The sequence below is a fragment of the Protaetiibacter larvae genome (assembly GCF_008365275.1).
GTDB classification, from domain to species: domain Bacteria; phylum Actinomycetota; class Actinomycetes; order Actinomycetales; family Microbacteriaceae; genus Homoserinibacter; species Homoserinibacter larvae.
Map to the genome: position 1 here is coordinate 1,689,959 of NZ_CP043504.1, position 12,583 is coordinate 1,702,541.

11 protein-coding genes are annotated in these 12,583 nt (G+C 70.7%); 9 read left to right on the forward strand and 2 right to left on the reverse strand.

Going from position 1 to position 12,583, the window contains the following annotated elements; all coding sequences use genetic code 11:
• The first annotated feature begins 42 nt into the window (after window positions 1–42).
• The 4 genes from FLP23_RS08005 (at window position 43) to FLP23_RS08020 (ending at window position 2,571) form a co-directional block, all read left to right on the forward strand.
• Window positions 43–645, forward strand: coding sequence for a CDP-alcohol phosphatidyltransferase family protein (locus tag FLP23_RS08005; protein WP_149325369.1), 603 nt, complete (start codon window positions 43–45; stop codon window positions 643–645).
• A gap of 13 nt (window positions 646–658) precedes the next feature.
• Complete coding sequence (locus FLP23_RS08010) at window positions 659–1,162, forward strand: FHA domain-containing protein (RefSeq protein WP_149325370.1); 504 nt, start codon at window positions 659–661, stop codon at window positions 1,160–1,162.
• Window positions 1,162–1,854 carry a transcriptional regulator FtsR gene (gene ftsR / locus FLP23_RS08015; protein ID WP_149325371.1) on the forward strand — a complete coding sequence of 231 codons (693 nt, stop codon included), beginning with the start codon at window positions 1,162–1,164 and terminating at the stop codon, window positions 1,852–1,854. Before FLP23_RS08010 ends, ftsR begins: the two co-directional genes overlap by 1 nt.
• Window positions 1,855–2,010: 156 nt before the next feature.
• The gene (locus FLP23_RS08020; RefSeq protein ID WP_149325372.1) at window positions 2,011–2,571 is read left to right on the forward strand and encodes a MerR family transcriptional regulator; all 561 of its coding nucleotides are present in this window, start codon (window positions 2,011–2,013) and stop codon (window positions 2,569–2,571) included.
• Between the two features lie 75 nt (window positions 2,572–2,646).
• On the opposite strand, the gene FLP23_RS08025 is transcribed toward FLP23_RS08020, so the two are convergent.
• Complete coding sequence (locus FLP23_RS08025; protein ID WP_149325373.1) at window positions 2,647–3,459, reverse strand: ParA family protein; 813 nt, start codon at window positions 3,457–3,459, stop codon at window positions 2,647–2,649.
• Window positions 3,460–3,538: 79 nt separating this feature from the next.
• Between FLP23_RS08025 and FLP23_RS08030 the strand changes: the two genes are divergently transcribed.
• The 3 genes from FLP23_RS08030 to FLP23_RS08040 are packed head-to-tail and all read left to right on the forward strand — an operon-like array spanning window position 3,539 to window position 8,758.
• On the forward strand, window positions 3,539–6,937 hold the full coding sequence (locus tag FLP23_RS08030) for a pyruvate carboxylase (protein WP_149325374.1): 3,399 nt from the start codon (window positions 3,539–3,541) through the stop codon (window positions 6,935–6,937).
• Between the two features lie 19 nt (window positions 6,938–6,956).
• Window positions 6,957–8,261: a MinD/ParA family ATP-binding protein gene (locus FLP23_RS08035; RefSeq protein ID WP_246139935.1), complete on the forward strand. Its 1,305-nt coding sequence runs from the start codon at window positions 6,957–6,959 to the stop codon at window positions 8,259–8,261.
• Entirely contained in the window at window positions 8,258–8,758 is a 501-nt protein-coding gene (locus FLP23_RS08040; RefSeq protein WP_149325376.1) for a peptide deformylase, read from the forward strand. Before FLP23_RS08035 ends, FLP23_RS08040 begins: the two co-directional genes overlap by 4 nt.
• Window positions 8,759–8,818: 60 nt before the next feature.
• On the opposite strand, the gene FLP23_RS08045 is transcribed toward FLP23_RS08040, so the two are convergent.
• Window positions 8,819–10,645, reverse strand: a complete 1,827-nt coding sequence (locus FLP23_RS08045) for an AMP-dependent synthetase/ligase (RefSeq protein WP_149325377.1) — start codon at window positions 10,643–10,645, stop codon at window positions 8,819–8,821.
• A gap of 100 nt (window positions 10,646–10,745) precedes the next feature.
• Between FLP23_RS08045 and FLP23_RS08050 the strand changes: the two genes are divergently transcribed.
• Entirely contained in the window at window positions 10,746–11,693 is a 948-nt protein-coding gene (locus FLP23_RS08050) for an ROK family glucokinase (RefSeq protein WP_149325378.1), read from the forward strand.
• A 52-nt stretch (window positions 11,694–11,745) separates the two neighbouring features.
• Window positions 11,746–12,462 carry a lysophospholipid acyltransferase family protein gene (locus tag FLP23_RS08055; protein WP_149326248.1) on the forward strand — a complete coding sequence of 239 codons (717 nt, stop codon included), beginning with the start codon at window positions 11,746–11,748 and terminating at the stop codon, window positions 12,460–12,462.
• Window positions 12,463–12,583: the final 121 nt, after the last annotated feature.

Sequence of the window (12,583 nt, forward strand, 5' to 3'; positions counted from 1 at the left end):
TCCGCATCCTATGCGTCGCTAGACTCGCGGCGAGGAGGTCGGATGCCGACGGTCAGCACGCGTGTCGTGACGATCCCGAACGTGCTCAGCGTCATCCGCCTGATCCTCATCCCGGTCTTCCTCTGGCTGCTCGGCAGTTCCCAGTACGGCTATGCCCTCATCGTGCTCGTCGTCTCGAGCCTCACCGACTTCGTGGACGGCTGGATCGCGCGGCGCTTCGACCAGATCAGTCGCATCGGCCAGCTGCTGGACCCCGCCGTCGACAGGCTGTTCATCTTCTCGACGCTCATCGGGCTCGCCTGGATGGACTTCCTCCCGTGGTGGCTCGTGGGCGTCATCGTGGCGCGCGACGTCGCCCTCGCGATCCTCGGGGTCGTGCTCGCGAACCACGGCTACGGTCCGCTCCCGGTGCACCACCTGGGCAAGGTGGCGACCTTCTCGCTGCTGTTCGCGCTGCCCACCCTGGTGCTCGGCGTGGCCTTCCCCGAGGTGGCGCCCGCGAGTGCCCCGGTGGCGTGGGCGCTCGCCGTGTGGGGCGCGTTCCTCTACTGGTGGGCGGGCGCGATCTACCTGCGCGAGACGGTGCGCCTCGTCCGACTTTCACGGGTGGCGGACGCGGCGGCATCGGATACTCTGGGGGACTGAAGGAGGGCGCCCCATGGTCGACGACGCCACCGATCGCCCCGGTACCCCGGGCGAACCCGACGCCACCGAGATTCCTGCCGCGCCGGATCCTGCGTCGAACGACACGACCGCGCATTTCACCGACGACTTCCGCACCCAGCTCGCGGCGCTCGAAGCGGATGTGAGCCCCGAGGAGCAGGATGCCGTCGCCGCGCTCCCGTCCGGCTCCGCTCTGCTCGTGGTGCGTCGCGGCCCCAATGTGGGTGCTCGATTCCTGCTCGACGCCGACGTCACGGTGGCCGGTCGCCACCCCGACGCCGACATCTTCCTCGACGATGTGACGGTGTCGCGTCGTCACGCCGAGTTCGTGCGCACCGGCACCGCTTTCCAGGTGCGCGACCTCGGCTCGCTCAACGGCACGTATTTCGACGGCGTCCGCATCGACTCCGCTCTGCTGAGCGACGGCGCCGAGGTGCAGGTGGGCAAGTTCCGGTTGACGTTCTACGCCTCGCGCGCCGACCGCGTCCCGACCCTCTGATGCCGGCGTCATCCGCGGCCCGGGTCCCGGGCGGTTCCTCGCTTCTCAGCATCGGGCAGGTGCTCGCGCGCCTGAGCCCCGAGTTCCCGGATCTGACGCCCTCGAAGCTGCGCTTCCTGGAGGAGCGGCAGCTCATCACGCCGAGTCGCACGGAGTCGGGTTACCGCAAGTTCTCGCCCGCCGATGTCGAGCGACTGCGGCTGGTGCTCTCGGTGCAGCGCGACTACTACCTGCCGCTCAAGGTCATCCGCGCCTACCTCGACGACCTCGACGCGGGTCGCGAGCCGCAGCTGCCGGGCGGGGCCTCGGTGCCGCTGCCGTCGATGCTGCCCGCCGAGCGGCGTCTCAGCCGCGAGGAGCTCATCCGCGAGGCGGGCGCCAACGCGATGCTCCTGCAGGACGCCGTGACCGCCTCGCTCATCGTGCCGGCGGACCACTACGGCGACGACTCGCTCGCGGTGCTCAAGTCGCTCGTCGAGCTGCAGCGCTCGGGGATCGAGCCGCGGCACCTGCGCGGGTTCCGGGCCGCGGCGGAGCGCGAGCTCGGTCTCATCGAGTCGGCGCTCATCCCGATCGCCCGCCGGAAGGACGCCTCGAGCCGCGCGAAGGCGCAGGAGTTGGCGCGCGAGATCGCCGGGCAGCTCGAGGTCGTGCGGTCGAGTCTCATCCGTTCCGCGCTCGGTCGTCTCTGAGAGCGGGCACCCAATTCGCGCGACACGCCGCGTGTCGCGACGGATGTCGTTGATGGTGCCCCCTCGGGTCGGTACCGTTGAACACGAAGCGGACCTGAACTTCAACCTCAAGCTGAAGGTTAAAGCGACGGGCCCGCACCAGGGAGGACAGTCGACATGAGCGACATCGGCGAGCAGAGCGCGCGCGACGCGGGTGCTCGATACGATCTCGGACTGCTCTTCACCGACGGGCTTCCCGACCTCGACGACAGCACGGGCTACCGCGGCACCGTCGCGGCCCGTGCGGCGGGCATCAGCTATCGTCAGCTCGACTACTGGGCGCGCACCGAACTCGTCGAGCCGACCATCCGCGGTGCGGCCGGCTCGGGGTCGCAGCGGCTCTACGGCTTCCGCGACATCCTCGTGCTCAAGCTCGTGAAACGACTGCTCGACACCGGCATCTCGCTGCAGCAGATCCGCACCGCCGTCAACCAGCTGCGCGAGGCCGGCGTCAACGACCTCGCCCAGACCACCCTCATGAGCGACGGCGCGAGCGTGTACCTGTGCACCTCGGACGACGAGGTCATCGACCTCGTGAGCCGCGGTCAGGGCGTGTTCGGCATCGCGGTCGGCAAGGTGCTGCGCGAGGTCGAGTCGAGCCTCGTCGAGCTCGACGCCTCGGCGGTCGACGCGACCGACGAACTCGCCGCCCGCCGCGCCAAGCGCGCCGCCAGCTGACCCGTCACGATCCCGCGAGGTGTCAGTTCTTGCGGGTTTGGGGCGTCAATTCTGCAAGAGGTGACGTCTCGCGGGTTACGGGGCGGGGGCGGGCTGGGGCTCGTGCAGACGCGAGGCGCGCAGGACGCGCTCGAGCAGCAGATCGAAGTTGTGCGCCATCTCCTGAGCGCCCTCGCCCGGCCAGACGTGCAGGGGCTTCGCGGCGCCCTGCGCCTGCTGCAGCGAGGTGCGCTCGGGAAGCTGGGGTGAGAGCACGAGCGGCCCGAACATGTCGCGCAGCTCCTTGATGCGGAACTGATGCTCGAGCGACTGCACGCGCGCCCGGTTCACGATGATGCCGAGCGGCTGCAGGCGCGGCGAGATCCCGCGACGGATCTCCTCGATCGCGCGCAGCGCACGGTCCGCGGCGGCCACCGAGAACAGCCCCGGCTCCGTCACCACGACCACGCGGTCGGAGGCCGCCCACGCCGTGCGAGTGAGCGCGTTGAGCGACGGCGCGCAGTCCACGAGCACGAGCTCGTACTCCTTCTCGACGTGCGCGAGCGCATCCTCGAGCTTCCAGATGTCTCGGATCGAGGGGTGCGGTCCGTCGAAGTTGATGGCCGACGGCGAGCCGATGAGCACGTCGATCTTCCCGGTGCGGCCGCGCGTCCAGCCGGAGGGGGCGATCGCCGAACGGACGATCTTCTCCTTCGGGGAGGCCAGCACGTCCGCGACGTTCAGGTGACCGGCGACATTGATGTCCATGCCGGTCGACACATCCGACTGCGGATCGAGGTCGACGACGAGCGTCGAGATGCCGCGGGCGAAGGCGGCGGATGCCAGTCCGAGCGTCACCGTGGTCTTCCCCACGCCCCCCTTGAGGGAGCTGACGCTGAGCACATGCACGAGAAGGGAGCCTACCTTCACTAGTCTGAAAGAACCCAAACCCCGCCCTTGTGCCCCGCCGGATGGCAGGAAGGACCGTATGTTCTCGAAGATCCTGGTGGCCAACCGAGGCGAGATCGCCATCCGCGCGTTCCGCGCGGCGTACGAGCTGGGGGCGCGCACGGTCGCCGTGTACCCCTGGGAGGACCGCAACTCGATGCACCGCCTCAAGGCGGACGAGGCGTACCTCATCGGCGAGAAGGGCCACCCGGTCCGGGCCTACCTCGACGTCGCGGAGATCATCCGCGTCGCCGTCGAGTCGGGCGCCGACGCGATCTACCCCGGCTACGGCTTCCTCTCCGAGAACCCCGAGCTCGCCCAGGCGGCGGCCGAGAACGGCATCACCTTCATCGGCCCCGGTCACGATGTGCTCGAGATGGCGGGCAACAAGGTCACCGCGAAGGAGCGCGCCATCTCGGCGGGCGTCCCCGTGCTGCGCTCCACCCCGGCCACGACCGACCTCGAGGTGCTCATCGCGGGCGCCGACGAGATCGGATTCCCCGTGTTCGCGAAGGCCGTCGCGGGCGGCGGCGGCCGCGGGATGCGCCGAGTCGACACCCGTGAGGAGCTGCGACCCTCGCTCGAGGCGGCGATGCGCGAGGCCGACAGCGCCTTCGGCGACCCGACGATGTTCATCGAGCAGGCCGTGCTGCGCCCGCGTCACATCGAGGTGCAGATCCTCGCCGACGGCACGGGCGAGACCGTGCACCTCTTCGAGCGCGACTGCTCGGTGCAGCGCCGCCACCAGAAGGTCGTCGAGATCGCGCCCGCACCCAACCTCGACGAGACCACCCGGCAGGCTCTCTACCGGGACGCCATCGCCTTCGCCCGCTCCATCGGCTACGTCAACGCCGGCACCGTCGAGTTCCTGCTCGACACGGCGGGCGAGCGCGCCGGCGAGCACGTCTTCATCGAGATGAACCCGCGCATCCAGGTCGAGCACACCGTGACCGAGGAGGTCACGGATGTCGACCTCGTGCAGTCGCAGATGCGGATCGCGGCGGGGGAGACCCTCGCCGAGCTCGGCCTCAGCCAGGACCGCATCCAGCTGCGCGGTGCGGCGCTGCAGTGCCGCATCACGACCGAGGATCCGGCGGCGGGCTTCCGCCCCGACACCGGCAAGATCACCACCTACCGCTCGCCGGGCGGCGCCGGCATCCGCCTCGACGGCGGAACGATCAACCCGGGCGCCCAGATCAGCCCGCACTTCGACTCGATGCTCGCCAAGATGACGGCCCGGGCCCGCGACTTCCCGGCCGCCGTCGCGCGCGCCCGGCGCGGTCTCGCCGAGTTCCGGATCCGCGGCGTCTCCACCAACATCCCCTTCCTGCAGGCGGTGCTCGACGACCCCGCCTTCATCGCGGGCGACCTGTCGACCTCGTTCATCGACGAGCGTCCGGGGCTGCTGCGCGGGCGGGAGTCGCGCGACCGCGGCACCAAGATCCTCAACTGGCTGGCCGACGTGACCGTCAACCACCCCAACGGCGACGGTGCGGGCGTCATCGATCCGGCGCTCAAGCTGCCCATCGTCGACCTCACGGCCCCCGCGCCCGCCGGTTCGCGCCAGCGGCTGCTCGAGCTCGGCCCGGCCGGCTTCGCGGTCGCCCTGCGTGCGCAGACGGCTCTCGCGGTCACCGACACGACCTTCCGCGACGCGCACCAGTCGCTGCTCGCCACGCGCGTGCGCACCAAGGACCTCACGGCCGTGCTGCCCCACGTCGCACGCCTCACGCCCGGACTGCTCTCCGTGGAGGCATGGGGCGGCGCCACCTATGACGTCGCGCTGCGCTTCCTCGGCGAGGACCCCTGGGAGCGTCTCGCGGCCCTGCGGGAGGGCCTGCCGAACATCGCCATCCAGATGCTGCTGCGCGGTCGCAACACCGTCGGCTACACGCCATACCCGACCGAGGTGACGGAGGCGTTCGTGCGGGAGGCGGCGTCGACGGGCGTCGACATCTTCCGCATCTTCGACGCCCTCAACGACGTCGACCAGATGCGTCCCGCGATCGACGCCGTGCTCGCCACCGGCACCACGGTCGCCGAGGTGGCGCTGTGCTACACGGGCGACCTGCTCGACCCGGCGGAGGACCTCTACACCCTCGACTACTACCTGCGCCTCGCCGAGCAGATCGTCGAGGCCGGCGCCCACATCCTCGCCATCAAGGACATGGCCGGACTCTTGCGCGCCGGTGCCGCCGAGAAGCTCGTCGGCGCGCTGCGCGAGCGTTTCGAGCTGCCCGTGCACGTGCATACCCACGACACCGCGGGCGGCCAGCTCGCCACCCTGCTCGCCGCCAGCCGGGCGGGTGCGGATGCCGTGGATGCCGCGAGCGCGCCCATGGCCGGCACGACCAGCCAGCCCTCGCTCTCCGCGCTCGTGGCCGCGACCGCCCACACCGACCGCGACACGGGCCTCTCGCTCGCCGCGGTGAGCGACCTCGAGCCCTACTGGGAGGCCGTGCGCCGCGTGTACAAGCCCTTCGAGTCGGGGCTGCCCGGCCCCACCGGGCGCGTGTACCACCACGAGATCCCCGGAGGCCAGCTCTCCAACCTGCGCCAGCAGGCGATCGCGCTCGGCCTCGGCGACCAGTTCGAGAAGGTCGAGGACTGGTACGCCGCGGCCAACCGCATCCTCGGCCGCCCCACCAAGGTGACGCCGTCGTCGAAGGTCGTCGGCGACCTCGCCCTGCAGCTCGCGGCCACGGGCGCCGACCCCGTCGACTTCGAGCAGAACCCCGAGAAGTACGACATCCCGGACTCGGTGATCGGCTTCATGGCCGGGGAGCTGGGCGATCTGCCGGGCGGCTGGCCCGAGCCGTTCCGCAGCAAGGTGCTGAAGGGCCGCACGGTCAAGATCGGGGTCGAGGAGCTCACCGCGGAGGACCGCGCCGCCCTCGACGGCACGCCCGCCGAGCGTCGCGCCGCCCTCAACCGCCTGCTGTTCCCGGCGCCCACCCGTCAGTTCGAGCAGATCCGCGAGCTCTTCGGCGACCTCTCGATCGTCGACACCGTCGACTACCTGTACGGCCTCAAGGCGGGCGTCGAGCACACCGTGCACATCGGTCCGGGCGTGAGCCTGTTCGTGGGTCTCGAGGCGATCGGCGGCGCCGACGACAAGGGCATGCGCACCGTCATGACGACCCTCAACGGCCAGTTGCGGCCCGTGTTCGTGCGCGATCGCAGCATCGCCGTGCAGGTCGCGAGCGCCGAGAAGGCGGATGCGGGCAAGCCCGGGCAGGTGGCGGCGCCGTTCTCCGGCGTCGTGACCCTCAAGGTGGCCGTCGGCGACCGGGTCGAGGCGGGTGCGCCGATCGCGACGATCGAGGCCATGAAGATGGAGGCCGCGATCACGACCCCCGTCACCGGGACCGTCACGCGACTCGCCGTCCCCACGACCCAGCAGGTCGACGCGGGGGACCTGCTGGTTGTGGTCGAGTAGGGTCGGCAGCATGGTGCGCATGGCGGGGGAGGACCCCGGCGACGACGGCCTGCCGTCCGCCATCCCGGGAAGCGACGCGGAGCTCGCCTCCGCTGTCCCCGAGAACCTCACCGTCTCGATCGAGCTGCCCGCCACCACCCACGAGACCCCCGAGGACGAGGCGCAGCTCGCCCTCGGCGAGGTCGTCGCGACGCCCGGTTCGGTGGCGCCCGTCGTGCCCGCCCCGGGCACGGGCACCGTCTCGATCGAGGTGCTGCCCGACATCGTGCACGTCGCCGACGAAGAGACCCTCTCCACGGGCGAGGTCGACGTGGTCCCGCTCCCCGACGACGGGGAGCTCGTCTCGCGACGGGACCGGCTGCGCGGCGGTGTCGCCAAGTCGCCCGAGTCCTCGGCGATGCTCACCTCCGACCGCCTGCTCGAACCCAAGCGCACCAAGCAGCGCCCGGAGGGCGGTTGGCCCTCGTTCGTGTACGCGAGCAGCCTCCACCTCGTGAACCTCGGCGACTCGGCGAAGGTGCGCGAGCGCAAGGCCCTCGACGCGCGGATCGGCAAGCGGCTCGAAGGCGGCACGCGCTTCGTGCCCGTGCTCACCCGTAAGGGCGGCGTCGGCAAGACGACGATCACGACGCTCCTCGGGATGGCGCTCGCGAGCCTCCGCGAGGACCGCATCATCGCCGTGGACGCCAACCCCGACCGCGGCACCCTCTCCGAACGGGTCGCCAAGCAGACCCGCTCCACGGTGCGCGACATCGTCACCCACGCGGCCGCCATCAAGGACTTCAGCGAGTTCTCCAGCCACGTCTCCCGCGACGAGACCCGCCTCGACGTGCTCGCCTCCGACACCGACCCGCTGCTGTCGGAGGCCTTCGACGAGAACGACTACAACGTCGTCGCCGACCTCGTCTCGCGGTACTACTCGATCTGCCTCACCGACTGCGGCACCGGCATCGTGCACTCGGTCATGCGCGCCACCCTGCAGCGCGCCGACTCGATCGTGGTCGTGTCGGGCGGCAGCGTCGATGAGGCGCGGCTCGCCTCCGAGACCCTCACCTGGCTCGAGGCCAATAACTACGCGCCGCTCGTGCGCAACGCGATCGTCGCCATCAACACCGCGACGCAGGGCACCAACCTCGTCAAGCTCGACGAGATCGACGCGCACTTCCGCTCCCGGGTGCGCGAGGTGGTGCGGATGCCGTACGACCCCGAGCTCGCCGCCGGGTCCGTCGTGCGGTGGGAGCGGCTCAAACCCTTCACCCGGGCCTCCGCGCGCGAGCTCGCCGCGCTCGTCATGGACGGCCTCCCGACCACCCGGAACGCATGACCGAGCGCCAGATCCGCCTCTTCGGCGACCCCGTCCTCCGATCGACGACCGACCCCATCCCCGACCCGGGCGACCCGCGCGTGCGCGCCCTCGTCGAGGACCTCATCGACACGGTCGAGCCTCCCGGGCGCGCGGGCGTCGCCGCCACCCAGATCGGGGTCGGGCTGCGCGCCTTCAGCGTCAACATCGACGGCGACATCGCCTATGTGCTCAACCCCGTGCTCGAGGTCGCGGGCGAGCCGGCCCTCGTCGACGAGGGCTGCCTGTCGGTGCCCGGTTTCTTCTTCCCGCGGCTGCGATACCCCTGGGCGCGCGTCACGGGGGTGGACGTGGACGGCAACGAGGTGGTGCTCGAAGGCGACGGCCTCATGGCGCAGGCGCTGCAGCACGAGTCCGACCACCTCGACGGCAAGCTCTACATCGAGGGGCTCGAGCCCGACACGAAGCGCGAGGCGATGCGGGCCATCCGCCAGGCCGACTGGTTCGCCCGCCCGTAGTCGCCCTCGCCCGGCCATCCGGCGCGGCGGGGCGGATGATCGCGGCGCACGAGCTACAGCTCAGCCGGTGACGGAGATGCCCTGCGTGATGGGGGCGCCCGCGTAGAGGGCCTCGATCTCGGAGGCGAAGTCCTTCGTGATGACCGCGCGCTTGATCGACATCTTCGGCGTCAGGTGCCCGCTGTCCTCGGTGAACTCGGTTCCGAGGATCTGGAACTTGCGAATCGACTCGGCGCGCGACACCTTCGTGTTGGCGAGATCGACCGCGCGCTGCACCTCCGCGATGACCTTCGGGTTCTGGGCGGCCTGGGCGAGGCTCAGCTCGGCGGACTCGCCGTTGTTGGCGAGCCACACCGGCAGCATCTCCGGGTCGAGCGTGATGAGCGCCGAGATGAACGGCTTCTGGTCGCCCACCACCACCACCTGGCCGACGATCGGGTTGGCGCGGATGGGGTCCTCGAGCGCGGCCGGGGCGACGTTCTTGCCGCCCGCGGTGACGATGATCTCCTTCTTGCGGCCGGTGATCGTGAGATAGCCCTCCTCGTCGAGCGCGCCGAGGTCGCCCGTGTGGAACCAGTCGTCGGTGAAGACCGCCGCGGTCTCCTCGGGCTTGTTCCAGTACCCGGCGAACACGTCGATGCCCTTCACGAGCACCTCGCCGTCATCGGCGATGCGGATCCCGACACCCGGCAGCGGGGTGCCGACGGTGCCGATCTTGAACTTGGACACGACGTTGACGGTCGCGGGCGCGGTGGTCTCGGTGAGGCCGTAGCCTTCGAGGATCTGCACGCCGAGGCTGCGGAAGAAGTGCCCGAGGCGCGAGCCGAGCGGCGCCGAGCCCGAGACGGCGTACGTGACGTTGCCGCCCATGGCCTCGCGCAGCTTGCCGTAGACGAGCTTGTCGAACAGGGCGAACTGCAGTTTGAGGCCGAACGGCACGTGACCCGCATCGAGCGCCTTCGAGTGGGCGATCGCGACATCCGCGGCCTTGTGGAAGATCTTGTCCTTGCCACCGGCAGCCGCCTTCTGCTCGGCCGAGTTGTAGACCTTCTCGAACACGCGCGGCACGGCCAGCAGGAAGCTCGGCTTGAAGCTGCCGAGCGCGGGCAGCAGCTGCTTCGTGTCGGCCTGGTGTCCCACCTTGACGCCCGCGTGAACGCCGAGGATGGCGATGAAGCGGGCGAAGACGTGCGCGGTGGTGATGAACAGCAAGGTGGACGAGCCGGGCGCGACGACCTCCTTCATGGAGACGGCGGCGTTGCGGCACAGCTCCACGAAGTTGGAGTGGGTGAGGATGCAGCCCTTCGGGGTGCCCGTCGAGCCCGAGGTGTAGATGAGCGTCGCCAGGTCGGAGCCCTTCGCCGCGGTGCGCCGCGTCTCGACCTCCTCGTCCGTGACGGCGGTGCCGCCGGCGACGAGTTTGTCGAGGTCGCCGAGTCCCAGCTGCCAGACCTTGCTCACCTGCGGAAGCTCGGCGCGCACCTCGTCGAAGCGTGCGAAGTGCTCGGCCGACTCGACGATGAGCGCCGTTGCTCCGGAGTCGGTGAGGGTGTAGGCGATCTGGGCGGGCGCCGAGGTCTCGTACACCGGTACGAGCACCGCGCCCGCGAACCAGGTGGCGAAGTCGATGAGCGTCCACTCGTAGCGGGTGCGGCAGATGAAGCCGATCTTGTCGCCCGGCTGGATGCCGGCGGCGATGAGCCCCTTGGCGAGGGCGACCACCTGGCGGTGGAACTCGGCGGTCGACACGTCCGCCCAGCCGCCGTCGGCGGTCGGCAGCGCGAACAGCGGCGCGTCGGGGGTCGCCGCGAGGCGGTCGACGAGCAGGTCGGTGGCGTTGGCCTCGGGGTCGGCGGGCACGACGGCAGGGACAAAGATCTCGTTCACGGCAGCTCCTTCGGTACCGGTCGGGTGTTCTCAACACCCTAACCCGGCGCGCGCCCCGTGGAGCGCCCCGAAGCTGGGGGTCTGGCTAGACTCGACGCTCGTGCATGCCATCGGAATCGACATCGGCGGGACCAAGATCGCGGGCGGACTCGTCGCGGAGGATGGCTCGATCGTGCGGCAGGAGCGTCGCCCGACCCCGGCGGGCGACGGCGGGGCGATCATCGCCGCCGTCGTCGAGGTCGTCGAGAGTCTCCGCGCGGACGAGCCCGTGGCGGGCGTCGGCGTCGCCGCGCCCGGTTTCATCGACGCCGAGCAGTCGACGGTGTACTACACCCCCAACATCCCCTGGCGCAGCGAGCCGCTGCGCGACGAGCTCTCGGCGCGGCTTCCGGGGCTCGCGATCACGATCGACAACGACGCGAACGCGGCCGGCTGGGCGGAGTTCCGCTTCGGGGCCGGGCGCGGATCGCACGACATGACCCTGCTCACGATCGGCACGGGCGTGGGCGGCGCGATCATCACCGACGGCCGCCTGCTGCGCGGCGGGTTCGGGGCGGCCGCCGAGATCGGCCACATGCGGGTCGTCCCGGGCGGTCTGCCATGCGGCTGCGGGCAGCGCGGCTGCATCGAGCAGTACGGCTCGGGTCGCGCTCTCATGCGTTTCGCGAACGAGATCGCCGATCAGCGCGGCATCGGCCAGGCGCTCGCCGCGGCGCGCCAGCAGCACGGCGAGCTCGACGGCCACCTCGTGTCGGAGCTCATCCTCGCCGAGGATCCGGGCGCCCTCTACGCCCTGCGCGAGCTCGGCGGGTGGCTCGGGCAGGCGGCGGCGTCGATCAGCGCGATCCTCGACCCGCAGCTCTTCGTCTTCGGCGGCGGGGTGGCCTCGGCGGGCGAGCTGCTGCTCGACCCGATCCGGGAGGCCTACCTCGCACACCTTCCGGCGCGCGGTTTCCATCCCGAGCCGCGGTTCGCGACGGCGGAGCTCGTGAACGACGCGGGCATCGTGGGTGCGGCCGACATCGCCCGCACGGCCGTGGCGCGCTGAGCGTGAACACGCGGGCATCCGCCGCGCCTAGACTCGTGGGTCGGAGGTGGCCGTGTTCTATCTGTTCCTGAAGAACTTCATCGTCGGGCCCTTCCTGCTCTCGGTCTTCCGCCCCTGGGTGCGGGGCTACGACAGCGTGCCGAAGAAGGGCGCGGTGATCTTCGCGAGCAACCACCTCTCCTTCATGGACTCGATCTTCCTGCCGCTCGTCGTCGACAAGCAGATCCGGTTCCTGGCCAAGAGCGAATACTTCACGGGACGCGGGATCAAGGGCCGCATCGTGCGCTGGTTCTTCCTCTCCGTCGGTCAGTTGCCGATCGACCGCTCCGGCGGCAAGGCGTCGGAGGCGTCCCTCAACACCGGGCTCGAGCACCTCGCGACGGGCGGTTGGCTGGGCATCTACCCGGAGGGAACGCGCAGCCACGACGGACGCCTCTACCGCGGGCGCACCGGGATCGCACGGATGGTGCTGGAGTCGGGCGCGATCGTCGTGCCGGTGGCGATGATCGACACCGACAAGGTGATGCCGGTGGGCGCGAAGCTGCCGAAGGTGCGGCGCGTGGGCGTCGTGTTCGGGGAGCCCCTCGACTTCTCCCGCTTCGCCGGCCTCGAGGGGGACCGTTTCGTGCTGCGCTCCATCACCGACGAGATCATGTACGAGCTCGCGCATCTCGGCGGCCAGGAGTATGTGGACGTCTATGCGTCAAGCGTCAAAGGGCGCCCGCAGGCCGCCACCCAGCCGGCGGCGACCGCGGACCGCGCCGCCTGACGCACTCGCGCCCCGCGCGCCCCGCCCTGCCCGGCGTGCCCGTGCCGCCTCGGCTAGGCTGAACCGCTGGGGTCCCCGACCCCGGCACCCCGTATCCGCAGCGAACCAGAACCAGAGGACC

Bases quoted from the DNA above. Each gene is read 5' to 3' on its own strand.
- FLP23_RS08030 (WP_149325374.1), top strand. From the start codon at position 3,539: ATGTTCTCGAAGATCCTGGTGGCCAACCGAGGCGAGATCGCCATCCGC.
- FLP23_RS08035 (WP_246139935.1), top strand. From the start codon at position 6,957: ATGGCGGGGGAGGACCCCGGCGACGACGGCCTGCCGTCCGCCATCCCG.
- FLP23_RS08040 (WP_149325376.1), top strand. From the start codon at position 8,258: ATGACCGAGCGCCAGATCCGCCTCTTCGGCGACCCCGTCCTCCGATCG.
- ftsR (WP_149325371.1), top strand. From the start codon at position 1,162: ATGCCGGCGTCATCCGCGGCCCGGGTCCCGGGCGGTTCCTCGCTTCTC.
- FLP23_RS08020 (WP_149325372.1), top strand. From the start codon at position 2,011: ATGAGCGACATCGGCGAGCAGAGCGCGCGCGACGCGGGTGCTCGATAC.
- FLP23_RS08005 (WP_149325369.1), top strand. From the start codon at position 43: ATGCCGACGGTCAGCACGCGTGTCGTGACGATCCCGAACGTGCTCAGC.
- FLP23_RS08010 (WP_149325370.1), top strand. From the start codon at position 659: ATGGTCGACGACGCCACCGATCGCCCCGGTACCCCGGGCGAACCCGAC.